General features: G+C 65.1%; 19 protein-coding genes and 2 pseudogenes. 3 read left to right on the forward strand and 18 right to left on the reverse strand.

Going from position 1 to position 24354, the window contains the following annotated elements:
* Positions 1-24: 24 nt before the first annotated feature.
* The 13 genes and pseudogenes from GA615_RS24005 to GA615_RS24065 all read right to left on the reverse strand — a co-directional run bounded on the left by GA615_RS24005 (position 25) and on the right by GA615_RS24065 (position 14339).
* On the reverse strand, positions 25-1428 hold the full coding sequence (locus GA615_RS24005) for a hypothetical protein (protein WP_152053875.1): 1404 nt from the start codon (positions 1426-1428) through the stop codon (positions 25-27).
* A 71-nt stretch (positions 1429-1499) separates the two neighbouring features.
* A pseudogene (selD, locus tag GA615_RS24010) lies at positions 1500-2534 on the reverse strand (selenide, water dikinase SelD); the annotation flags it as partial.
* A gap of 336 nt (positions 2535-2870) precedes the next feature.
* A pseudogene (locus GA615_RS24015) lies at positions 2871-3065 on the reverse strand (Rdx family protein); the annotation flags it as partial.
* A gap of 107 nt (positions 3066-3172) precedes the next feature.
* Positions 3173-4321 carry an AI-2E family transporter gene (locus GA615_RS24020; protein WP_152053878.1) on the reverse strand — a complete coding sequence of 383 codons (1149 nt, stop codon included), beginning with the start codon at positions 4319-4321 and terminating at the stop codon, positions 3173-3175.
* A 168-nt stretch (positions 4322-4489) separates the two neighbouring features.
* The gene (locus tag GA615_RS24025) at positions 4490-5086 is read right to left on the reverse strand and encodes a nitroreductase family protein (protein ID WP_152053879.1); all 597 of its coding nucleotides are present in this window, start codon (positions 5084-5086) and stop codon (positions 4490-4492) included.
* Positions 5087-5191: 105 nt separating this feature from the next.
* The gene (locus GA615_RS24030; protein WP_152053880.1) at positions 5192-7330 is read right to left on the reverse strand and encodes a LamG-like jellyroll fold domain-containing protein; all 2139 of its coding nucleotides are present in this window, start codon (positions 7328-7330) and stop codon (positions 5192-5194) included.
* 26 nt (positions 7331-7356) lie between these two features.
* Positions 7357-8409 carry a hypothetical protein gene (locus GA615_RS24035; RefSeq protein WP_152053881.1) on the reverse strand — a complete coding sequence of 351 codons (1053 nt, stop codon included), beginning with the start codon at positions 8407-8409 and terminating at the stop codon, positions 7357-7359.
* Between the two features lie 33 nt (positions 8410-8442).
* The gene (locus tag GA615_RS24040; protein ID WP_235905654.1) at positions 8443-10332 is read right to left on the reverse strand and encodes a hypothetical protein; all 1890 of its coding nucleotides are present in this window, start codon (positions 10330-10332) and stop codon (positions 8443-8445) included.
* A 36-nt stretch (positions 10333-10368) separates the two neighbouring features.
* A complete protein-coding gene (locus GA615_RS24045) occupies positions 10369-11067 on the reverse strand; it encodes a Uma2 family endonuclease (RefSeq protein ID WP_201750302.1) in 699 nt (232 codons plus the stop codon).
* Positions 11057-12058: an AAA family ATPase gene (locus GA615_RS24050; protein ID WP_152053882.1), complete on the reverse strand. Its 1002-nt coding sequence runs from the start codon at positions 12056-12058 to the stop codon at positions 11057-11059. Before GA615_RS24050 ends, GA615_RS24045 begins: the two co-directional genes overlap by 11 nt.
* Positions 12059-12208: 150 nt before the next feature.
* The gene (locus tag GA615_RS24055; RefSeq protein ID WP_152053883.1) at positions 12209-12577 is read right to left on the reverse strand and encodes a DUF4404 family protein; all 369 of its coding nucleotides are present in this window, start codon (positions 12575-12577) and stop codon (positions 12209-12211) included.
* 168 nt (positions 12578-12745) lie between these two features.
* On the reverse strand, positions 12746-13972 hold the full coding sequence (locus GA615_RS24060; protein ID WP_152053884.1) for an FG-GAP repeat domain-containing protein: 1227 nt from the start codon (positions 13970-13972) through the stop codon (positions 12746-12748).
* Positions 13973-14132: 160 nt separating this feature from the next.
* A complete protein-coding gene (locus tag GA615_RS24065) occupies positions 14133-14339 on the reverse strand; it encodes a carbon storage regulator (RefSeq protein ID WP_152053885.1) in 207 nt (68 codons plus the stop codon).
* Positions 14340-14637: 298 nt separating this feature from the next.
* Here GA615_RS24065 and GA615_RS24070 point away from each other — a divergent pair, with 298 nt between their 5' ends.
* The 3 genes from GA615_RS24070 to GA615_RS24080 all read left to right on the forward strand — a co-directional run bounded on the left by GA615_RS24070 (position 14638) and on the right by GA615_RS24080 (position 18843).
* The gene (locus GA615_RS24070) at positions 14638-17175 is read left to right on the forward strand and encodes a YfhO family protein (RefSeq protein WP_161602526.1); all 2538 of its coding nucleotides are present in this window, start codon (positions 14638-14640) and stop codon (positions 17173-17175) included.
* Positions 17176-17232: 57 nt separating this feature from the next.
* Entirely contained in the window at positions 17233-18255 is a 1023-nt protein-coding gene (gene argC, locus GA615_RS24075) for an N-acetyl-gamma-glutamyl-phosphate reductase (RefSeq protein WP_152053887.1), read from the forward strand.
* A gap of 141 nt (positions 18256-18396) precedes the next feature.
* Positions 18397-18843, forward strand: a complete 447-nt coding sequence (locus GA615_RS24080) for a hypothetical protein (RefSeq protein WP_152053888.1) — start codon at positions 18397-18399, stop codon at positions 18841-18843.
* A 32-nt stretch (positions 18844-18875) separates the two neighbouring features.
* Here GA615_RS24080 and GA615_RS24085 read toward each other — a convergent pair whose 3' ends face one another.
* From GA615_RS24085 to rho, 5 genes are all read right to left on the reverse strand, one after another.
* Positions 18876-19610 (reverse strand): sulfite exporter TauE/SafE family protein, encoded by a 735-nt coding sequence (locus GA615_RS24085; RefSeq protein ID WP_152053889.1) that lies wholly within the window; start codon positions 19608-19610, stop codon positions 18876-18878.
* Positions 19611-19673: 63 nt separating this feature from the next.
* Positions 19674-21107 carry a 30S ribosomal protein S1 gene (locus tag GA615_RS24090; protein WP_152053890.1) on the reverse strand — a complete coding sequence of 478 codons (1434 nt, stop codon included), beginning with the start codon at positions 21105-21107 and terminating at the stop codon, positions 19674-19676.
* Between the two features lie 119 nt (positions 21108-21226).
* Positions 21227-21901, reverse strand: a complete 675-nt coding sequence (locus tag GA615_RS24095) for a hypothetical protein (RefSeq protein ID WP_152053891.1) — start codon at positions 21899-21901, stop codon at positions 21227-21229.
* An 86-nt stretch (positions 21902-21987) separates the two neighbouring features.
* On the reverse strand, positions 21988-22485 hold the full coding sequence (gene ribH / locus GA615_RS24100; protein WP_152053892.1) for a 6,7-dimethyl-8-ribityllumazine synthase: 498 nt from the start codon (positions 22483-22485) through the stop codon (positions 21988-21990).
* 100 nt (positions 22486-22585) lie between these two features.
* Entirely contained in the window at positions 22586-24004 is a 1419-nt protein-coding gene (rho, locus tag GA615_RS24105) for a transcription termination factor Rho (RefSeq protein ID WP_390622255.1), read from the reverse strand.
* Positions 24005-24354: the final 350 nt, after the last annotated feature.

Here is a 24354-nt window from a genome sequence, read left to right on the forward strand (position 1 = left end):
CGCCCGATCGGCCGCTCACCCTGCTTACGGCCAGGGGTTCGGCTTCGGGTTGGCCACTGGGGCTTGAATGAAGCCGGAATCCTCAGGAGCCTCGTAATCAATCGAGGCCAGTTCGGGCGTTTCGATCCGCACCGAGCCGCGAATCCGGCTCTCCAGCGCCACGTCGAGGATCCCCCCGGTCAGTTGCGTGCGCTCGGCGGGGTAGGGGGGATGGCCGGTGCGGAAGAAGTCCTCGATCCGCAGCACGAGCGGCGTGAAAAAGTCGGCGCCGGGTGGGGCAGGAAGATAAACAAGCGTGGACACGTCGGTGGGAGTTCCGTCGTCATTCACGACCCGGCTTGCGATGGTCGTGTCATCGACGTGACCGTTGAGAATCAGGACGGTCCCCTCGAAGCCGTCGGCATACTCGACCAGGAAGGCGACCGGCTGGAGGAAGGTCGGCCGGCCGGCGGGGTGGACAAAGTCCCTGGTATTCTGCTGGACGTCGCCGGGGTTCCGGGTGTAGCTGCGGCTGAGGGCCTCGTCGAGCAGATCCCAGGACCAGCGGCCTGCGTCTCCGGCCTCCCAGACGGCGTCTCCTTCCAGATAGGTCACGGCCACAACCCCTTGAGGCTTGCCGCCCCGGTCGCGCCGCTCGACCATGCACTGGAGCGTCTCCAGGGCGTGGAATCCAAAGATTTCGATTTCCCCCCGGGACGCCACCAGGGCATCTTGCCAGGTTTTTCCCAGCGGGACCTCCAGGTGGGGGATACGCCAGGTCACCGGCAGGCTCGAACCGGCCATGAGCGGCACGCCCAGCTCGCGGGCAGAGGCGATCATCTCGGCCGCTTCCGACCGATCGTAAGAGAGGTGCTTGTCGATGAACACCGGCACGCCACGGCCCGAGCGGCGCACCACATCGAGCACCTCTCGGAAGTAGGCTCCCCTCGGGTAGCGTTTCTGGAGCTTCTCGTTGAGGGGATAGTCGCCGTGCTCGGCGATCAGGAGGATCGCATCGACGGCCAACTCTCCCGAGCCGAGGGTGAGGGCATCCTCGATCGTCGGACTGAGCCGGACGCCATGCTCGGCGGCCTTGGCCCGGCCCAGGTCGCCGACCCCCGAGGGGGCGACTCCGTCCGGGAACTGTTCGATGTAGAGGCTGCTGATCTCGACATCGGGGCGGAAGTGGCCTCGACCATCGTTGACGACGAACCCGTCGAGGAATCGCCCAACGATATGATAGGCGTGAGAGAGGTAATAGTATGTCGATGCAAGGGCTGCGACCTTCAGGCGGCCTTGCTTCGGTTCAGCCAACGGGCCGCCCAGGGCGTGGGGAATCGCGGCCGGGCTGGGCCGGTCGGCCGTCGCAAGAGCGGCCCCGGCGCCGGGCAACATGACGGAGAGACTGGCGGCGTTCAGGAATCCTCGACGGGTCAGATCGTCTTGCATCGGCCTCTCCAATCGTCCGGGATCAAAGCTTTCGTGCGATTTCAAGACGATCGGTTGTCCGCCCAGCCGCGTCAAGTCGTGACCGACCGCGCCGAATCGAATTGTCCGAGCCGGATCGAAATTCCCTCGATCCGGGGCACCACCCGACCGATCGTGGCCGCGGCCAGCGTCTCTCGTTGCTTTAATTGCTCAAGGAAGGCATCGAGATGGTCGGGAGCGATCGCCACGAGCAGGCCGCCCGAGGTCTGGGCGTCGAACGCAAATTCGACGCGCTTCGGATTGGCCCCCGAGGCGATGTCGAGCCGACCGGCCAGAAAAGCCCGATTGGTCGCGCTGGCTCTGGTGAAATTCCTGGGAACGGCCAGAGGTTCGGCCCCATCAATGAGCGGAAGGGCATTGAGATCCAGCTCGATCGTGATGCCCGAGCCGTCGGCCATCTCGGCGGCATGCCCGGCGAGGCCGAAGCCGGTCACGTCGGTCAGGGCGTGGACGCCGCCGGAGGCCCGGCCGGCCTCGCTTGCGTCGGCGTTCAGGCGAATCATGCTTGTGATGGCCCGGTCGAGGACCTCGGCGGGACAGCGACCGTTTTTGGCCGCGGTGGTGACGAAGCCGGTTCCCAGCGGCTTGGTCAAGACCAGCAGGTCGCCCGGCCTCGCCCCGGCGTTGGTCAAGATGTCGTCGGGATGGACGAGGCCGGTGACACTCAGGCCGAACTTGATCTCGGAATCTCGGACCGTATGACCGCCGACGACCGAGGCTCCGGCCAGCGCGACCCGTTCACCGGCTCCGGCGATGATCTGACCCAGCACCTCCAGGGGCAGGCGATCATCGGGAAAGGCGGCGATGTTCAGGACCGTGAGCGGCCTGCCGTTCATCGCGTAGACATCGGAGAGGGCATTCGCCGCGGCAATCTGACCGAAGATGTAGGGGTCGTCGACCAGCGGGGGAAAGAAATCGACGGTTTGTACCAGAGCCAGATCGGGCGCAATGCGATACACGCCCGCGTCGTCGCATGTTTCGGTGGCGACGAGCAGGTCGGCGGGTCGGGGTGGTTGTGGCAAGCCGCGCAGAACCTGCGCGATCCCCTCGGGGGGAAGTTTGCCTGCTCACCCAGCGCAGTTGGCGTAGTCGGTCAGGCGTTTCTGTCGTCCGAACATGCTGAACAGGGGCTCCGGGGCCGGTCGATTCGGCGCTGAGGGGAAGAAAGTCGTCCGATCGGCCGAACCCTGCTTCGCTTCACTTTGGGGTCATTCAGGAACAACGACCAAGGTTCTCGGGTGGCCGCGGTTGCTGTGCAATCGGGGCGGTGTCGCCGCAAGAGGGCTGCGGGTCATCCTGGCGCCTCGGTCGGGCCTCTCGTCGCTGCGCGACCCCGGTTGGCGAGCAACCGGGGCTACCCGAGAACCTCACTCGAAACGCGGACGTTGTTCCTGAATGTCTCCTTAGCGGTGGAGCAGGCGGCCGACTTCCTCGACCAACGCGGTTTCGTCCGGGAAGTGACCGGTCTTGAGCTTTGAGTACACGATCGTCGTGCCCACGGTCAGCTCAAAACAGCCCCCTTTCGAGGGGATCAGGGTCATGCGGCCGATTGATCGCTTGAATCGAGGCAGCAGCAGGGCCGTCAGACTGACGGCCTGGGGCTCGTAATTTCAAAGAGCGCAATATTCGAGTGTGATGTCCACTGAGAATGGTCCCGTGATGGAAGGATTGCCTGAGACGTCCGCGTCTCAAGCGTTGGTTGAGATCAGTTGGAATTCGATCGTCGGGCCAGCATCCAGCGCCTCGCGGCTGGGGGTTCTGGGGAGGGGCTCTCGGCCACGGCGGGTTCGTGCGAGGATTCCGCCAGGCTCATGAGGTCGGCCCAGTGGCGGAGCGACGGCACATGCTGGAAGACCAATTTTAGACTGACGGTGATGGGGATGGCGAGGATCAAGCCCATCAGGCCCCAGAGGAACCCCCAGAACAGGCAGGCGATGAGGACGGTCGTCCCGTTCAGGTCGAGCGAGCGTCCCATGACGTAGGGCATCACCAGATACCCCTCGACCGTGACGATGACCAGGAAGACGGAGGCGACGATCAGGCCGTCGGCGATGGAGCCGCGCTGGCCGAGCGTGATGAGGACCGAGAGAACTCCTGCCGCCACGTTGCCAAGATAGGGGATATAGTTCGTCACGGCGGCGAAGACGCCGAGCGCCACGGCAAAATCGATTCCCAGGAGCATCAAGGCCACGGCGGTTGCCACCCCCAGACCGATGTTCAGGACGGTTCGGGCCAGCAAGTACGCTCGGATCTTCCGTGTCAGATTCTTCAGGGTGCGCTCGACGGCCTTCGACTCGGCGGATTCGACCGAGATGAGGTGGACCAATCGCGGGACGAGGGTATCTCCCTCGGCCAGCAAAAAGAGCACCAGGAACAGAACGATGACCCCGTAGCCGACCCAGGTCGTCAGGTCCGAGAGCCGGTAATTGAGCGAGTTGACCAGCAGCTCGCGATTGGTGTAGCCGAGAATGTCGATCGTGCCCGGCTCGGGCAGGATGTTGGCAAGATACGGGTGGTCCTTGCCGGCGTCGTTGATCAGGTCGCTGACCTTTGAGGCGAGCCGCTCCACGTCTGCCGGAAAGGTCGCGGCGGCTCGAACGAGGCTCTCGGCCGTAAGGCTGGCGCCGTAAAGTCCGGCCACGGCCATCAGCAGGAAGAGGATGACGGCCGCTCCGACCGGACCCACCGGCAGGAGCTTCCGTAGCAGATGGGTGGCCGGAGACAGCAAGCAGGTCAGCAGGATCGAGAGGGCGATCGTGACCAGGATGGGCTTGAGCAGGTAGAGCGCAGCGATCAGGCCGAGCGTGGCCAGAATGGTGAGTGATGAACTGGCCGGTTTGGTTGTGGACTCCATCCGGCCTCCTCCCGCTCGGACCTTCCGGGCGAGCAACACGCTCGCTTCACAATTCAATCTTCGGGAAGAGGGGCCAGTAAGACAAGAGAGCCCCGTCGAGATCGAAGGTTCTTCGGAGCGACCGGCCTCGACCGGTCGCCCTCGATTGACCGGGGCGCTCGCAAGGGTTTAAAACGCGAACGGTCCTTCGCAGATGCTCTGTTCAATGGGACGGCGGAGGGAGGGGACCTCGCGCTGGCGAAGATCTTCGGGCAAGGTGGCCGGGTCGCCCGGCCGACCGAGGGCGATCATGGCGGCCACGTCGAAGTCTTCGGGAACATGGAGGGCGGTTCGTGCCTGGTCGTAATCGAACCCGGCCATGCCGTGAACGACCAGCCCCATGGCCGCGCCCTGCAGGGCCAGGTTTTGCCAGGCGGCGCCGGCGTCGTAGAGATGGACCGGATTGGGCGCTCCGGTGTTCGAAAAGAACTTGTGCGCGACGACCACCACCAGCACGCTTGCCTGCTTGCACCACCCCTGATTGCCCGGCGCGAGCAGGTCAAAGAACGTTGGCCAGTGCGGCGAATCCTTGTGGGCAAAGAGGAATCGCCATTCCTGCTCGTTGCGGGTTGAGGGAGCCCATCGAGCGGCTTCGAAGAGCCGTTTCAGTTCGCCATCGGTGATCGGCTCGCCACTCATCGCGCGGGGGGACCACCGCTTGAGGAATAGGGGCTCGATCGGATGATCGGCCTTTCGGACGGTTAACGGGTTGGGATGCTGCCCCATGAGCGGTTTGACTCGTTCAGGGTGTGGGAATCGGGTGGCGGCGGGCTCCCTTTGGCTCGCCTGATCGGAGCGATTGTAGGCAGGGCGCGGCCAATGGCGGGGCGGTTAGTCGTGATCGTTCGACGTTGCTGCTTCGAAAAGGGATGCGACGTCCTCCGCCGTCAAGGCCCGGTCGAACACGGCCACCTCGTCGAGCTTCCCTTCGAGACCGGCGAAGCGGTCGGTCCGTCCTCCGAACACGAGCAGATTGTCGGCGATGGGGCGGGTGACGGGGAGTTCGGCGTCGATCTCGGGCTCGGGGTTGCCGTTGAGGAAGACCCGGACGCGAGCTCCGTCCCGAACAAGGACGACGTGGCACCATTCCCGACGGGGTAACTCGGTTCGACCGACCCGCACGTCGTTCGCGGAATTGCCGTTGAAGACGAACAGACGACCGGCTTGGAGGTCGGCATGCGTGCCGCCAATCCCGAGATGATCGCCGGGGGCATCGGGGTTGGCATCGGGACCGATCGACGCCAGGTAGCCGGTGACGGCTCTCGCGTCGGTCGGCAGGCCGTTCCAGAACCAGAAGGCGAGGCTGTAGGAGCCTTCCAGGTCAATCTGATCAGCGATGAGTCGGCCGCCAGCGCAATGGATCGCGCGATTCGGCTCCTCGTTGGCTCCGACGAAGGCTGAACCTTCGGGACCGGGCAAGGCCAGGGCGACTCCCGGCTCGACGTGGGCGGGAGCGCCTCCCATCAGGTTGGCAGGGCGTGAGCCATCCAGCTCATCGAGGCGGAAGGTGGCGATCGGACCCGCCTCGACGACCGATTGGGCGTACGAACCTCCTTGAGGACGGACGGGCCGTCGGGAGCTGCCGGAGACCGTCTCAAGCAGCTCGACCAGAGTTGCGACGATTTTCGGCTCGGCCTCGACTTCCAGGCCCGCCGTGCGAGCCGGCCAGGTGGTGTAACCGCCCAGCGCGTGCTGTTCGGGAGGAGGGATGTAGCCGTCGGCGCCGTTGGCCAGCTCGATGTTCATGGTGATCGGCAGGGGGCTGGCCGCCTTGAGTTTCAGGCCGGTGATGCCGTACACCTCGTTCGGGATGGCGGTGATGGCCACGTCTCCGATGCGGATGGCCTGGAGCTTCAGCTCACGCTCGGGGACGTCGAGCAGATGGAACTGTTCCAGCGCGTAGACTTCGGGGATGGCTCGGGGTTCTTCCCCTTCCATCGCTGAGCGGACCGATCGAGCCCAGTCTTGCCGGTCGTCGTCGGGCAGGCGACGGCCGAGCGTCAGGGGGGCTTCGGCCATGGCCAGGGTGACATCGTCGCGATAGGAGAGGTTCTTCAGGGCACCGAGCGCGACCTCGGCCACGGCATCGGCGTAGGCGAGGACGTCGCGATTGGGAGTCGGGGCGCCGTAGTCCATCCACATCAGGTCGCCGCTGGTCCCCTGCGACATGGACACAACCAGGCCCTCGCCGCCGCCGAGCTCCTCGGCCAAGGTGGTCGAGAACCGGCCGAAGTAGTCGGACGAGATGGCGTCGGTGCCGTAATAGTGCATGGAGTAGTTGGCGAGAACGCCCAACGGTTTGCCGTCGGCCGTCTGAATCGCCAGGACGGACAGCGCCGGATCGACCGGGCCGGAGGGGCCGATCGCGTCGGGGTTCTGGTGCCCCGGGTGCATGTTGGCCCGGACGGTGCGGTGGCCGAAGGGATCGGTGAGCATCCGGTCGGATCGATAAATCCATCGGCGACAGAACGTATGATCAAAATCGTCGACGACCGCCGCGCCCAGTATTGCGGGTTCGAGACGGTTGGCCGCTGTGATGATGGCCTCGGCGATTTTCGAAGGGAGCGAGGCGGCGTACACCGGATCGACCGGGCAGCCGAGGCATCCCATGGCCGCGGGGGCGGTATGGGTGTGGGTGGCGGAGACCATCATGCGGTCGGTCGGAATGCCCACGCGGTCGCTGGCCAGGGCCTTGGCCTCGTCAATCAACTCGCGAGGCATCATGCAGGTGTCAACCACACAGAGCGCGATCCGGGTCTGGCCGTCATCCAGGACGAAGGCCCGGGCGAACAAGGGGTCACGCACCTGATCGGCGTCTCTCCGCAGGAAGCCACCGTTGATGATCGCCGGTAGGGTTTCCGGGGAGATGTCAATGGCCGCGACCCCGGCTCGGAAGTCGTGCGCCTCGGCCTGCGATCGGAGCCCGCCGAGACAGACGGCCAGGACCGCGAGAGAAACGCTGTATCGCATGGTAATGCTCCGATCGAAAAAAATGGTCAGCCTGCAACGCCCGGTCGGACGACGGGGACCTCGCCGGGCTCCTCGGAAAAGCTGTCGAGACACCTGCGCAGTTCCGCGGCAAGATCGTCGAACCGCTTCGATTCCAGGGTGAATTTTGCTTCATACGAGAATCGGTCTCCCTGGAACCGCCGTTCCAGGACCGTCATCGAGAACGAACCTCGCTGGGTGCGTACCACCGTCTCGACGGCCTGGCCGACTCCGGGCTGGTCGACGACCTCGCACGAGAGGACCTCGCATCCGGGTTCCTCGCGCTGGAGCAGCGCCGGGATTTCCTGGACGAGCCGATCGGGATCGAACCGCTCGGACGGGCGGGCGATCACCAGGAAGTTGTCCGACCAGATCCCGAACGCCGGTCCATTGGCAAAGAGCAAGGCGAGTTGGCTGGGGGCCAGGGCCGGCTGCCACTGATCGGGAAGATCAATGGCGAACTTGAATTCGGTTTGAACCCAGCGGTTTGAGTCGCTCTGGTCGTCACGGGTTGCCCCGGTATCGGGAGGCGAGAACGAGGCGTCGTTCACCATCGTCTCGAACGCGGCGAGCGTGGTGTCGTGCGAGGGATCTTCGAGGTCGGAATTGATCTTGAAGACATACATTTGTCGATGAGCGATGCGCCGGACGGTTGTCTCTCTCCAGACACCGCCGAAGGGAGGGCGAAATTCGGTGACGGTGATCAGGCGAGGCTCTCCCTCGTGGTCGATCAGTTCGTTGCGGATCAAATCGCCGGGAATGCGCCCTCGTTCGGCGTTGGCGTCGATCCGGGTCCGGTACTCATCGAGTGATTCGGGGGCGAGGGCGAGTTCGCAGCCGACTGCGGCTGGTCGTTCCGGATCGCGCTGAGGGATCCGAGCCACGAAGATCAGGTCATCGCGCTCGCGGATCACCACATCCCAGTTCGGGGCAAGTGGGCAGGTGATGCCATACTTTTCCGAGGAGAACGCGGTGTCGGTGGCGGCCGGGCTCCCCTCATCGGCGATCACTGCCGAGGCGAGGGTGAGGGCGACCGCAAGCGCTCCGATGAATATCCTCATGTGTTCTCCCTGTTGAGGTGGACTCCGCAGTTATTACATGTCTCTGATGAAGTCTGCCGCGTACGATCGAACATGCTTGCCATTGAGCACGTGAAACGTGCGCAGTCGCTCCAGAAGTTGCCCGCTGAACCGTTTGATCGGGAGATGGATGAGCTTGCGACCATGACGACGCGCCAGGCGCCGCCAGGAGGCCGGAGGCGGCTTGGGGCTGACGAGTGCGACGTGGCGTTCCTTGCTGTGCAGAAGGGCCCCGCCGAGCAAGCGTTCTTCCAGCGTTTCGAGACGGTCGAGCCTTGGGTCTTCCCAGACGTCCGGGATCAATCGAGGAGGATACAGGAACAGGGCACCGCCGTATTCGGCCTGGGCGATCCCCGGTCCGATCAGGTTTTGCATCGGGTCGGTGGCAAAAAAGGCGAGGGTCGATTCCTCGGCATGCTCGGCGTACCAGGTCGCACGATGCACGTAGACCGCAGGATCGGCCGGCACGTCGAACAGGAAGACGACCGCGTCGATCGATCCTCGGCTCGGGGGGATGACCTTGACATAAAGATCACCCTTATGAAAATTCCTCAAGGTCTCGCGGATGTCGATGCCGTCGCGAACGCTCGTGGTAAATTTCTCGGAGCGAGCGAGGTCGGCCCCCAGAATCGCCCTGGCTTGCTCGGCCACATGGCGCTGAAAGCTCTCGATGCGGTGGTCCTCCGGCGGCCACGAGCACATCCCGTACGGGTCCCATCGCTGTTTCCACTTTTTTTGATCCGGCTCGTCCGGTTTCGGGCGCAGCTCGCACGATCGCCAGGAAATCGCCTGGCCGGGCAGGCGGCTGGTCATGGGTGCCGTGCCCCAGGCGGGGACCTCGGCGCGGCCGTCTCCCATGCGGAGGTTCGGCTCGTCCCACCACCAGGGGCGCTCCCCTCGATCAAACGTATCGGAGTAGGGATAGTCGCGGGCCTGTTCACCGATCGCCAGCGCGAAGTCGTCTCCCGCCGTCTGCTTCGCCGCGATCACCAGCGAGTACAGATCCGGGGTCAATCGCCGCTCGATGAGTGAAAGATTGCGGACGTAACGGATGTAGACCGAGAGCAATTGCGGGGTGATCCGGTTCGCGACCTTCGGGCGATCCTTCGAGAGCCGTTCCCGGGCGGCCAGGGCCATCTCCTTCACGCCGTCGACCGAGAGATTCTCGTCCTCGGTCAGCTCGCGCCGGCCACGCTCATAAAGCCCCGTGATGAAGGGAAGCTCCCCGAGCAGGAAGATCAGGGTCTGGGGGTCGACTCGGCAGGTCCTCATCTGCGGCAAGAACCATTCCGGCGGCGGGACCTCGGCCTCGCGATGGTAAGCGTCCCGCACCCAGGGCCAATCCATGAGCGAGCAGACGAACAGGATCGATTCGTGCCGATCTTCCAGTTCTCGCAGCTTTGCCGCCATCCAGGCGAACCGTGCCGCCTCGGTGCCGTCCGGGTCGGGCGGCGGGATTGCCGGGAGCACCGCCGCGGCGAACCCCTCGACCCGAACCCGCTTCAGGGCATAAGGGTCGGGGTAGTATCCGGTCCGACCTTCGAACCGGGGGGATTCCCGATCGACGAATGCCCGGGGGATCCGCTCCCCCATCGCCGTGCGGATCGCGGCGATGACCGGCTGGCACGGGTCGATCGGGACATACGTGAACCCATCGGTCTCCCCTTCGGCGTCGCGTTGCAGCACGACCGAGATCGAGGGCAGGGCGTCGACCGATTCCTCCACCTCATCCTGGAACGACGGAGGTAACGGGATCGCCACGCAATCATACGGATGCGCCAGCAATTCTTCCCGGACCCGGATTGCGCAGTCTCCCGAGCCGTGAATGATCGGCAAGGCCCGGATTTTGGGGCCGATGGCGAGGACGTCGTTGGGCTGGGATCGGTCGTCCGGAAGCTTCGTCAACGGGGCCGGCTCCGCTCAAGGGGTCGCGTTCCGTGCTCAATCGAACAGAATGCCACGAAGGTTGAGGACGAATCCCGGCAGCACATCGCCGCCGTCGAGTTGCTCGGGCCGGGTCAGCGTCTCCGGTTTTTGGCCCGGCCGGGAAATTTCAACCGTGCCGTCGAGCGGGTCGATCAGCCAGCCGAGCCGGGCGCCGTTGGCGAGGTATTCCCGGAGCTTGTCGCGGAGTTTCCGCTTCGAGTCGGAGGGGGAGCGCAGCTCGGCGACGAAGTCGGGGCAGATGGGGGGGAAGACGAGGCGTTGCTTGGGGGTCAGGGCGAGCCAGCGGTCGCGGGCGATCCAGGACGCATCGGGGCCCTTCGTCGCCCCACTCGGGAGTTTAAAGCCGGCGGAGGAATCGAAGCAGACGCCCGCATCATCGCCCCTTGCTTCGTTCCAGTTCACGAGCCTTGCATTCAACAGGCTGTTCTGCCGAGACGATTCACCACCGGCCGGGTACATGATTTCCAGGTTCCCTTCGGCGGTCCGCTCCAGGCGAAGCTCGGGGTTGGCCGCGCAGATCTTCCAGAACAGATCGTCGGTCAGTTCGATCTCGGGGGCGAAGCAGAGCGTCAAGGGGGAGGGGTTCATCATCGGCAGGTCGCTCTCCAACCGGGGGTATTCGGCAGGGGCGAGTTCTGCGTGGTCCTGGACATCGTCCAGGGGAGGCAGGTGCGAACGGGCCTCAGTAGGCATCGTCGTCGTCCTCCTCGTCCTCGTCGTCCTCGTCGTCGTCGAAATCGGCGTCGGGGTGGAGCGGATCGTCGGGGGAGAAGAAGAGGTCGCCAAGGCCCATCGGGGTGGCCTGGCCGCCGAGGGCGCGGCGGCGGCGGTGGGCGAGGGCGTCGAGGTCGGCCGCTTCTTCACCAAGAACGCAGAGGATCGACTCGGCCCAGGCGCGATCGCGGCCGAGCGGATGGTCGGGGTCCTGGGCCATCCGTTTGATGGCGAAGCGGAGGATGTTGATCCCGTCTCTTGGGGAGAAGTCGAGCCGAAGCTCGTGGGCCTTCTGGAGGAAGTCGACGGTCATCTCCAGCAGCTCGGAGGCGGCGAAGGGGAGGTGGTACTTGAGGATCGCCATCTCGTCGTCGCGCTCGGGGAAGCCGAGGGCGAGCTGCGGCTGGAGTCGGCTGAGGATGTAGTCGGGGACCTCGTAGGTGGACTCGTCCTCGTTCATCGTCACGCAGCAGCGGAACTCGGGATGGGCCTTGATGGTGATGCCGGCGATGATGCTCTCCACGTAGCGCCGGTGGTCGAGCAGGGGGGCGAGGCTCGCCCACGACTTCTCGTTCATCCGGTTCCCCTCGTCGAGGACACAGACGCCACCGACGATCATCGCTGTCACCAAGGGGGACGCGTGGTAGGAAATCTTCCCTTGCTCGGAGAGAACCGGGGTGACGAGCAGGTCTTCCGGCCGGGTGTCGGCCGTGCACTGGTTGATATAAAGCGGTTGCTTGCGCAGCTTGGCGGCGGCCATGGCCAGCGTGGTCTTGCCGATGCCGGGAGGCCCGACCAGCCGGGGAGCCAGGGGGAGATCCTTCGGGTCGACCATCAGCCAGCAGGCCGACAGTTGGCGGAGAATCTCGTCCTGGCCGATCCACTCCTGCTCGGTCGTGTCGGGAGCGCTGAGATGCAGGGTCACGCCACCGATTTCGACTGTTTTGGCCTGCTGGGCTGATGCCGCCATGCGCCGATCGTCCCTTCGTCTCATCGTTGCGGCCGGGCCGCCGGCTCCCGGCTTCGTGGTGCGGTGCGCGTCGATCCTGGGTGCGATTGCAGTCTAACGGAGGAATCCGCGAGGGGCGAGCATCGGGTTCAGGCAAATCGAAGGGGGCGATTAGATACCGATTTGCGCCAGCAGGTCGAGGAAGCGCCGGACCACCTGGGTGGCGAAGGGGGCCTCGGCCTCGGCGTGAGCGGCGGCCTCGTCGAGCCGGGCTCGGGTGGTCGAGAGGAACCCTTCGTCGCGGTGCTCGTGGAGCGCTCGGGCCAGGGCCGAGGCGCTGGTGGCCAGATTGGCGGCGGTTTCGGGGGGAGCGTTGGGGTCGAGGGCCTGGCCCAGTTCGTCGATCAGCTCGGCCAGGCGGCCGCGTTCCTCGGGGTCGAGGTGGTGCGCGTCGCGCAGCAGTCGGGCCGATTCCATCAGGTTCGCCCGGAGCTGGTCCAGGTGTTCGGGTTCGGCGGGGGGCGGGGTTTCCTGAGCCATTGCGGGAGCGTCCTCGGAGCGGGGCAAACCGATGCGGTGGCAAACTCCACCGCCGTTCGTTCCATTATTGAGTCATCGCCGGGGATCATGAACCCCCGAGCCGTCGTGATTCCGTCGATCCGGCGTTTCAGGAGTCGCAACGCGTTCTCATGGCCGAGTCAAACCGGATCACCTGCGCTCCAGATCGGGACCGGGATTTTCGTACCAGATCACTCCCAGACCATCGGTTTCTTCGCAGGTCAAGACGTCGAGATCGCCGTCGCCGTCGAGGTCGATCAGGCGGACGAGGTCGAATTTTGTGCCCTCTTGAGCACCGCTGATGGTCCGGAGACGCACCGGGCCGTCAATCGTCTTGCCGATCCAGGTGATCTGGACAAGGCCATGCTTCCCCCGTGCGTTCTCGGTGGAGACGACGAGGTGGAGCCAGCCGTCGCCATTGAGTTCGCCGACGGCCACCGCCTTGCCGGTCCCGATCGCATCGCCGAGCGGGATGCGAGACGATTGCCAGGAATCCTCTTCGGTTCGGAAGATCTGGACGCCCCGATCGCGGGTGGCCACGAGGATGTCCTCCCGGCCGTTGAGGTCGGCCACGTCGAGGAACATCACCTCGGCGTCCTCGCCACCGATCGGGTGCTCGACCCACTCGGTCGAGTGCGCCGGGCCTCGGCGTTCGAGCCAGAAGACGCCCCGGCGATCGCCGCGACGGTCGGAGCCGATCAGGTCGAGGTCGCCGTCGAAGTCCAGGTCGTGCGCCAGGAGAGACATGATCCAGCCGACCGGGCGAATCGGATGCCAGCGCCAGGCACTCAGATTGCGCGGATTCTCGGGCGCTTCGAGCCAGCCGAGGCTCGCCCCGTCGTTCTTGCCCGCGACGACCAGATCGACCCCGAAGCGGCCATCGACCTGCATCGGTACGCACCACATCCACTGTTGCATCCCGACGGTCGCGGGGATCGGTTCGGTGGTCCAGGCCTCAGGATCGAGCAATGCGGCCGGGTCGCCCGGGTTCCAGTGGACGAAGACCGTCTGGGTCTTCCCCTCGCACGAGCTGACGATATCCGGGAATCCGTCGCCGTCCAGGTCAACGATGACGGCGTCTTCGGGAGAGGCCACCTGCCCGACGGTGACAGCCGGCCACGGAGCCTTCGCCCGATCGGGACCGGGGTTCAGGTACGCGCGAACGATTCCCCCTTCTTCCCAGCCGGTGGCGAGGTCGAGCAGGCCATCGCCGTTGAGATCCGCCAGTCGGACGCCGTCGGCTCCGCTGGAGGAGTCGTCGATCGTGTGGCGGACCCAGCCGTCGCCATCGAGTTCGAAGACGGAGGCAACGTGCGGATCATCGATTACCAGGCCGATCGCGAGCAACCAGGCCAGGGGAAGCGTGAGCAAGGGCATGGCGGTGCGGCCTTTGTTCGGGAGGTGATCGGTTCGGCCGCGATGGGGAGACGCCCCCAGGGGGAACGCGGCGCGAGGCTCCGATCCTACCGTACCCGGGCCTGCCGTCTCGATGCCGAGGTGTCTCTGATGGGTTTCGATTGCCGGGCAGCCCGAGCCATCACACCCACTGAGCGGAGGAAGCCCGAGCGTGCGCGGCGTCGTCGTCCGAGGGCTCGCGGGTGAGCAGTTCTTCCCGATAGATCATCTGACCATCGGGGGCTTCCACGCCGATGCGAATGGAGTTGCGGTCGATCCGGACGATGGTCAAGCGGATGTCCTCGCCGATCTGAAAACGCTGACCTTGCTTGCGGCTCAGAACCAACATGGCGGACTCCTTTCCCTCGTTTCGGTAAGGTTCGCAAGAGAGGGATGATCTGGGTTGGAACGGGCATCCTGCCCTTGCTCCAGGGCAATTGCAGCCCTCGTGCCGAATTCGAGCAATTCCCGAACGTTGACCTGTTTGTGGTTCGAAGTCCCTGGATCGCAAAGGGTTTCGTAGTTGGCTTGTTTCGCGTGTCGAGGGATTCAGCCCTCGGATCAAGGAACTTGAATCACGACTTACAATCAAGCCGTGCAGGTCAGTGCGTCGATCCTGTAAAGTTTACCGATCATCCGAGAACGGGTTGAGGAGCGGCGTTGTGGGCAAGGGGATGGTCGGATCAGGGATTGCCAGGGGCCTGGGCCCGGTGTTGCTCTGCGCCTTGATGCTGGCGTGGCTCTGGCCGATCGGACTCGGCGGGGCGATGCCGGTCGGCGGCGACGTGACCCAGTTTCAGATGGGCCTGATGAGCGTGCTCGGCGAGGCAATCCGCGCCGGTCGCTTGCCGCTCTGGAACGATCGCTGGGGCTTCGGATTTCCGGGCCTGGCCGAAAGCCAGATGGGGGTTTATTACCCGCCGCACTGGGTCTGCTTCGGCCTCCTGCCGGTCGAGGCCGGTTACACGGCAAGCATGGTCGTGCACCTGCTCTGGGGAGCCCTCGGTGCGTACTGGGCGGCCCGGCGCTTCGGGGTGTCGTCCTGGGGGGCGACGCTGGCGGGAGGCGCCTGGGGGGCCTCCGGCTTCTTCCTCATCCATCTGCCGCACCTCTGGGCCCTGAGTGTCGGAAGCTGGACCCCGTGGATCTGGGGGTTGGGCTGGTCGATTGTCTCAGGCCGAGGTGGTCGCGGTGCCTCCTGGCTGCTGGCGGCGGCGTTGACGGTACAGGTTCTGCCTGGGCATTTTCAGCTCGCCTTTTGCACGCAGGTGAGCCTGGGGGTGATGGCCCTCGGGGGGCTGCTGATGGGCAAGGGAGCGCGTCGGGAGATGGCCCGGCGATCGGTCCTGGTGCTGTTCGCCTTGATCGCAATCCTGCCGATGGCGGCCGCTCAACTCATGCCGACGGCCCAACTCGCCCGTCTGGCGGAAACGCAGCGTGACTTCGAGTACCTCTCCGGGTTTGCCGCCACGCCGCTCCATCTGGTCAACCTCGTGGCTCCCGATCTCTTTCACCGCTCCCCGCTCTGGCGGCCGGTGGTCTGGGATCCGTTCCACACGTCTCCCGAGGAGCTTCGGCTCTACGTCGGCCTGATCCCCGTGTTTCTTGCCCTGTTGGCGATCATCCGACCAGGACCGCACGCTGGGGTCATTCGAGTGCTGTTCCTCGTGGGGGTGGTGGGGCTGTTCCTGAGCCTCGGCCCGTATGTGCCGGGCTTTCGGGTGTTCAGTCAGTGGCCGGGCTTCTCGTTTTTCCGGGCACCGGCGCGCTGGGGAATGATTGTCTCGCTTGCCCTGGCCTTGCTCGCAGGCTTCGGCCTCGATGCGATCCGAGACGGCCGCCTGCTCCGGCCCGGTCGATGGCTGGTCGGGTGTGTGCTGGGAGCCGTCCTCTGGATCGTGGCCGTGATCGGCCTGTTTGAGCTGGGGCTGAACGCCACCGAACGCCCCGGCCCTTCGGGAGTGGTCGCGGTCTACGACCGGGTCTTCGCCCAGTTGCCCTGGACGAACGATCCTCCCGTCACCGAGGTCTTCGCCCGAGCCCGACGCCCGCAGGGCGATGTCCGCGTGGTCGCCGCCCAGATGAGAGAGGGGCTCGGTTCCGTGCCGACGGGGGGCCTTCGGCTCGATCGGGAACGATGGCGGATCGCTCGGGCCGAACTGGGAACCACCGCCGCCCTCCTGGTTGGCGTCGTGCTGCTCGCTCTCCTGGCCAGGCGACGACAAGCGCTGGTGTTGGGGCTGCTGGTGGTGACGATCGTGGACCTCGGCCTGATGGCTCGCCGTCGTCCGGTGGACTCGGCACCGATTCGCCCGCTGACGGAACAAAGTCGCGTGCTGGGCCGCCTCGCCGAGCTTCCCGAAGGAACCCGGTCGATCGACCCGATGCGCAACCTGACGATGGTCTCGGGCGCGGCTCCGATCCAAAGCTACCGGACGCTCGACCTGCCGATTCAACCCGAGCTGCGCGGCCTGGCCGACGCTATCCCCCGAGCGACCGGCGAGGCCGAGACGATTCTCGACGCCCAGCGCAGCCTTGGCGCTCGGGTCCGGGTGATCGGGCCGATCGGCCCCGGCATCGAGCTGCTCCGTGACCGCTTCGCCGAAACCGGGCGGATCGAGTCGGCCGAGATCCTGGAAGATCCCTCGTTGACGTCCTGGCTGCTCGGAGCCGGATTCGCCGAAACCGACGAGGGCCGAGCCGGGCGCTACCTGGTCCTCGATGCCGGTTCGGCTCCTCGGGCCTGGTTCCTGCCAACCAATGACCCTGATCCAATCGAGCAATTCCGCGGTCTGACGGCCAACCCCGCCGCGATCGTTTCCCTGCTTGGCGATGCCCGGCCGCTCGATCTTCAAACGATGACGCCCGAGCAACTCTCACTGACTGTCTCGACCGACGGCCCCGGCCTTGTGCTGGTGACGCAGCTCGATTATCCCGAGTGGACCGCCTCGCTGATTGATGCCGAGGGAATGGCGAACCCCGTGCCGATCCTCGGCGTCCTGGGGGGATGGCAGGGCGTCGGTTTGTCCGGTCCCGGCTCGTGGACGATTCAACTCTTCTACGAGGGACGGGCCGAGCGATTGGGCCTCGCCGTCTCCGCGGTGGCGTGGACCATCTGGTGTACGGGGCTGCTCATCACTCTGCGTCGGGCTCGACCACGGCACGGAATCTCAACTGGGGAATGACTGATCGAACCCGCCTCTGATCCTCCTCCTTCTCGCCTTCCGCTCAAGGACCGACCGATGACCGACGTGGCGATTGTGGGCGCCTCCGGATATACCGCCCGAGAACTGATTCAACTGCTCCTCCGGCACCCTGGTGCCCGGATTCGCCTGGCAACCTCGCGGAAGGATGAAGCGCCGAAGCTCGATGCGCTGCATCCGTCACTTGCCGGTCGGATCGACCTCGCCTGCGAACCGTTCGATCCCGACCGGGTGGCCGAGGTTGCTCAGGTCGCCTTCCTTGCCTTGCCGCACGGGGCGAGCATGGCGGCGGTTCCCGAACTTCGACGCCGAGGGGTTCGCATCATCGACCTCAGCGCCGATTACCGCCTGAACGACGAAACGGTTTACGAAGACTGGTATGATCATCCCCACACCGACCCGTCCGGGCTTCGTGAGGCGATTTACGGGCTGCCCGAACTGTACCGCGAGGCGATTCCCTCGGCCCCTCTGATCGCCAATCCGGGGTGCTACACCTCGACGGCGATCCTCGCGCTGGCACCTCTGATTGCCCAGAACCTGATCGAGCGGTCGGGCATTATCATCGACGCCAAAAGCGGCGTCTCGGGTGCGGGTCGATCGCCGAAGCTGACCACGCACTACCCGGAATGCAACGAGAGTCTGTCGGCCTACGGAGTCGGTCGGCATCGGCACACACCGGAGATTGAGCAGGTTTTGACGGATGTCGGCCAATCCTCGGCCGGCGAGGCCGTCGAGGTCATTTTCACCCCTCACCTTGTGCCGATGGATCGCGGCATCCTGGCCACGATCTACGCGCAGCCGAGGGGGGCGGTGACGGAGCATGATCTGCTCGACCTGTACCGAGCGTTTTATCAGTCGTCTCCCTTTGTCCGGGTGGTCAATCGCCTGCCCGCGACCAAGGACTCGGCCTTCACAAACTTCTGCGATCTGACGGTTCGGGTCGTTCGAGGCAAGGTGTTGGTGATCGCCTGTCTCGACAATCTCATCAAGGGGGCCTCAGGAGTGGCCGTGCAGAACTTCAACCTCCTGACCGGCCATCCGGAGACAACCGCCTTGCTTTGAGCCGCCAAATCCATCGGCGGATCGCTGCCCGGTCGACGGCCCGGCGACCGATTCGATACGATCAAAGATGAGGTTCGGCCACCCGCTTCGGGTCGTCTCCCGAAGTGCGGGGGCCAGGTCTACAGTTGGGGAGACGCGACGATGAACCCGTCGATCCGGACGACCTTGCTCGCCCTGACCTGCCTGAGTGCTCTGGGAATTGTCGGCAGTCGTGTCGGGGCTCGTGCTCAAGAGGAACAACCCCAGGACCGCACCCTCTCGATGTTCATGCAGGCCAAGCTCGACCATTCCAAGGATGTACTCGAAGGCTTGACCGTGGCCGACTTTGATCAGATCGTGCAGGGGGCTCAGGCCCTTCGGCAACTGGCCGAGAATGAACTCTGGCGCGTCAGCCCAAACATGACGTACGTGCGCTACACCGAAGAATTCATTCGACTCACCGAAGCCCTCGAACAGCAGGGCCGCGAGAAGAATATCGACGGTGCCACGCTGAATTATGTGAATCTGACGATCAATTGTGTCAACTGTCACAAGTTCGTCCGAGATCAGCGCGTGACGGTCCTCGATCCCGAGACGCTCCGCCGCTGATCGGCTCCGATCGCCCGAGCTGATCGCCGCTGCTAGGTCAGGAACAATCGGAATCCGGCGGCGATCAGCAAGACCGCCAGCACCCGACGCAGGGTCGTCGGGTTCAGGCGATCGCGTCCCAACCGCGCGCCGATCAACCCTCCGAGCATCGCCGCCGGTGCCCAGAGTACCAGCCCGATCGGCAAGTGCGGGGTCGAGCAAAGGTAGCCGGTCAGCCCCGCAACCGAACTGACCAGCACGAACGGCGCGACCAGCCGAGAGGCGTCTTTCGGGTCTGCCCAGCCGAGCAACTGAAGGGCGGGAAGGAGAAAGATGCCTCCGCCCGTCCCGGTGATTCCCGAGGCAAAGCCGATGGTGCCTCCCAGCGCAATTCCCGCGGCGAGGGGAATTCGCCTCGCCCCGCGATTCTCGGCATCCTCGCGCGTCGGCCAGAGCAGCCGCGCCGCCGACAGGATCAAGAGGCTGCCGACGACCGGCAGATAGATTTCTTCCGGGACTCGGATCAGGCCTCCGAGAAACGCCATCGGAACCGCGGGAACGGCAATCGCCGCAACGGTCTGGAGTCGTTCCCAGCACCCTTGCAGAAAGACCCAGGATCCGATCAGGGCGACGAGGCCGTTGAGCAGCAACGACGCCCCCTTCATGGCCAGCGGATCGACCCCAACGATCGCCAGCACCGCAAGGTAGCCCGATGCCCCGGCAAGCCCGACACTGGCATACAGCGTCGCCACGATCGCAATGAACAAGGCCGTCACCACGGGTTCCATCAACGGTTCCCCCGTGGTGCCGGCCAGTTCCTTAGAAGCGTCTTCTGATCCACGACGAAACGTTCAACCGCCGAACAGGGGGGTATCCCGATCGCCGAGCCCACCCTTCAAGGGAATCTTCCGCTCCTTCTTGGGGCGAGGAGTTTCGTCTTCCCCCTCGTCGTCCTCCTCGACGACGGCGGGCTCATCCTTGGCGGTCGGCTTGAGCGAGAGGCTCATGCGCTTCGCCTCAGCGTCGATGTCGAGAATCCGGGCCTCGACCTCCTGGCCTTCCTGGACGATGTCCTTCACGCGCCGGACCCGTCCGGGGGCAAGCTCAGAGATATGAATGAGCCCTTCAACCCCCGGCTCGATCTCGACGAACGCGCCGAACTCCATCAGCTTGACGACCTTCCCCTGGATCATCTGGCCCCGGCCGAAGCGGTGTTCGACGGTGTCCCAGGGACTCGGTGCCAGTTGCTTCAGGCCGAGGCCAACCCGGTCCTTCTCCTTCTCGATCTTGAGGACCTTGACCTCGACCTCGTCGCCGATCTTGACCACCTCCTCGACCTTCGTCCCACGCGACCAGGACAGATCGGAGACATGAATCAGGCCATCGACGCCGCCAAGATCGACGAACGCGCCGAAGTCCTTGATCGAGCGGACCACGCCCTTGCGGATCTGGCCTTCTTGCAGCTCGGCCCAGGTCTTTTCTCGCATCTCGGCGCGTTGCTGTTCCAGCAGTTCCCGACGCGAGACGACGAGGTTCTTCTCCCTCGGGTTCGCCTCGGTCACGACCACCTGGAAGCGCTGATTGAGGTACGCTTCGGGATCGGCCACGAAGCCCAGCTCGATCTGGCTGACTGGCAGAAAGCCCCGCATGCCATCGACATCGACTTCCAGGCCCCCTTTGATCGCCTTGGTCACGCGGGCCTCGACGACCATGCCGCGCTGAACGCTTTCCCAGTCGGCGTCAACGGCGGCCCCCTTCAGGTTCAGGCGGGTCAGGCCGGCGGCGGGGTCGTAGCGATCGACCATCACCTCGATGGAATCGCCCACATTCGGCAGCGGTTTCTTGGCGCCGAACTGCGAGACGGGAATGAAGCCCTCGCTCTTGGTGCCGAGGTCCACGATGATCTCGTTTTCGCGGACCCGGACCACCCGGCCGACCTTCGGCGCCTTGGCCGGTTCCGTGCCTCGACGGCCGCCCGAAGGGGCCGAAGCCGGCGGGGCGGCTTCCGACCGAGCCCGGCGGTTGACCGAACCGGGAACCGAATCCGGATCAAACCCTTCAAGGGCCTTCTCCAGCTCGGCTTCCAGCTCGTCGTCCCAGTGGCGTTTCAGGTTCACTTCCGGCTGCACGTCCTGGCCGGTTGCGGCGTCGAGGGCGCGATCGATCTCGTCATCGAGCGGATGATGGTACGGATCCGGCTCGGGCTTGAGGCTCTGCCCGGGGCGGGGCCTCGGCGGAGTGCCGGCGGGAGGTTCGTTCAGATTGCGGATCGGTTCGTCGGACATGGCCTGACCCCGTTCGGGAGGGTCCTCGGATCGGTTGGATCGGGTCGGATCAAATCAAATCACGTCGGAATGCAAATCGGTGTGCGGATTGTGGACCACACCTGCGCGGAAGCCTCGGATTACTCGATCAGCTCCAGGGTAGCCCAGAGGCTCGGGTCCTCGCCGACCGGGAATTCTCTCCCGACGGTCAAGAACTGGTCCCCTCGGTCCGGGTCGGTGACGCGATACGAGAACCCAAGGCGCCGGTTCGTGTCCGGGTCAAATCCGTTCAGGACCGACCCGGGCAGGAAGACCTCCAGCCGGTAGCCCGATCGGGTGCGCTGGGCCGCCGATTGCACCGGCTTCAGGTCGGCCAGAGGAGCATCGACGGTCGCCCTGGGAATCTTCAGTTGGCGGACTTCCGCATCGAGCGTTTTTCCCTTGCCCGGCACGACACCGAGGTGGAACCGATGGCAGTGGCGGCTGGCCCGGTGGATGTCTCGCGTGTCTCTCGTGTCGATCCAGAGCTGCGCGCCGTCGGAATCCTCGGGGTGGGCGGGCACGTGGGTGATGGAGCCGACCTTGCCGGTCACCTCGACCGCAACGCCCAGCCCTTCGCTGTTCCAGGCGATCCGGACTTCGGCCCAGCGGGACCGTCCATCGAGCGCCCCCAGGTCCGGCAGCGTGCACGAAGGGGCCAGGTCGAGCAGCCGAGCCTTGCCCGATCGGGGAATTCCCTCGACCTTCGGGCAAGGGAGGGCGATCCGGAAGTAGAACCCTTGCGGAATGAGCGGCGCTGCGGATGGTGTGGACATCGTGGCTCGACCTCCTCTGTCGCCCTCCTCGACCCCGTTGCGTGGCGTTGCCGGATCAAGACGCGAACTCCTCAACGATCGCGAGGTTAGCCGCCCGCCTTCGAGTCGGCAACCGGCTCGGCTCGGATTTGAGCGAGCAGATTGACCATCTCGATGGCCGCCAATGCCGCTTCGCCCCCTTTATTTCCGGCTTTCAGGCCCGATCGGTTGAGCGCCTGCTCGACCGTTTCGGTGGTCAAAACGCCGAAGATCACCGGCACGCCGGTCGCCAGGCTCGCCGACATCAGGCCGCCGGCGGCCTGACCGGCGACGTGGTCGTAGTGTCCCGTCTCCCCTCGGATGACGCAGCCGAGGCAGATCACCGCCGCATAGTTGCCCGACTCGGCCATCGCCTTGGCCACGATTGGCAGCTCAAACGAGCCGGGCACCCAGGCGACGTCAATCCGATCGTCGGCCACGCCGTGCCGGATGAACGCATCGCGGCACCCAGCCAGTAGGGCCTCGGTCACCATCGCGTTGAACCGCGCGGCGACCACGGCAAAGCGGCCGGCGGGGGGGGAAAAATCGCCTTCGAAGGTGGGCATCGGTGTGTCAAACAGGTCAGGAAGGATGAAAAGGAGGGGAGCCGACCGATCATCCCGGTCGAGTCCCCCCTCCGTGTCCCGATCACCAAGGGGCGTCACATCAGGCGTGATCCACCGTCGCCAGGAAGTCGTCGTTGGACTTCGACGTTTTGATCCGAGCGACCAGTTGATCCATGGCCTCGACCGGTCCCAGATCGTTCAGCTCGCGGCGGAGTGCGTAAATCCGCTGCAATTCGTCGTCGGGGACGAGATTTTCCTCGCGACGGGTTCCGGAACGGTTCAGGTCGATCGCGGGCCAGATGCGTCGATCGACGAGCTGACGATCGAGGTACAGCTCCATGTTGCCCGTGCCTTTGAACTCCTCGAAAATCACCTCGTCCATTCGGCTGCCGGTCTCGATCAGGGCGGTGGCCAGAATCGTCAGGCTGCCCCCTTCCTCAACCTTCCGGGCCGCGCCGAAGAATCGCTTCGGCTTCTGGAGGGCCGAGGCGTCGATCCCTCCGGTCAGGACCTTGCCTGAGTGAGGGGCCTCGGTATTGTAGGCGCGAGCGAGCCGGGTGATCGAGTCGAGCAGGATCACGACGTCCCTGCCGTACTCGACCATGCGCTTGGCCTTCTCGATGACCATCTCGGCCACCTGGATGTGCCGCGAGCTTGGTTCATCGAAGGTCGAGCTGATGACCTCGGCCGTCGGGCTGTTGACGGCCCGTTCCATGTCGGTCACTTCCTCGGGCCGCTCGTCGATGAGCAGGACCATGAGGTAGGCCTCGGGGTGGTTTTTCAAGACGCTGTTGGCGATCTTCTGCAGGAGGATCGTCTTGCCCGTGCGAGGAGGGGCGACGATCAAGGCACGCTGGCCGAAGCCGATCGGCGTCATGAGGTCGACGACCCGCATGGTCGTCTCATCGGCCGTCGTCTCCAGGGCGATCTTCTTCAGCGGGTGCAGAGGGGTCAGATCGTCGAAGCTAACCTTCTCGGAGAGCTTGTCGGGATCTTCGTAGTTGATTGCCTCGACCCGGAGCAGGGCGAAATAGCGCTCGTTTTCCTTCGGAGGGCGAATTTGACCGGCCACGATCGCCCCGGTCTTCAGGCCGAAGCGGCGAATCTGGCTCGGCGAGACGTAGATGTCGTCGGGGCAAGGGAGGTAGTTGTAGTCGGGGCTCCGGAGGAATCCGAAGCCATCGGGCAGGACCTCCAGGGTCCCCTCGCCGTACATCAGGCCGTTTTGCTTGACCCGTTCCTTGAGGATCTTGAAGATCAGGTCCTGCTTCTTCAGGCCGGTGTACTCGGTCACCCCCTCGCGCTTGGCGGCGGCGATGAGCTGCGGCATGGTCATCCGTTGCAGTTCGGTCAGATGAATCTCGCCGCGCTTGATGACCTCGTAGCGGTCGTGAATCTCCGAATCGCCGAACAGGGACTCGTCGTCGGCAAACTCGGCGAGGTTGCCTTCGAGGTCGGCCTCGGCGGCCTCGGCCTTGACGAACTCGTCCAGGTCGGGGTCGAGATCGTCCTCGACCATCGACGTGGTGGAACGGTTCAGCTGCTCGGGAGCCTCATCGACATCGAGCCCCTCGCCGAAGGATCGGCCCGAGCCGTGGCCCCGGGAATCGTCGGTGTCGGCCTCGGCTCGTTGGCGTTCGGCCCGAGCCGCGCGATCACGCTGCAAGCGGTCGCGGAGGGTCGGGGCGGCGGCGCCGTCTCGATCGCGAGCGGTTTCTCGGTAGCGAACCGGTTCCCGAGTCCCCTCGCGGCGCGAGGAACTCGGCGGCCCTTCGCCTGCGGTTGAGTCGGCAGGAATCACGGTGTCTCCAGTCGTCGAAAGGTTGGCCTGGTCGGTCTGAGACGACTTGCGGGAGCGAGACGGGGAGG

It is taken from the genome of Tautonia marina (assembly GCF_009177065.1).
GTDB lineage: Bacteria > Planctomycetota > Planctomycetia > Isosphaerales > Isosphaeraceae > Tautonia > Tautonia marina.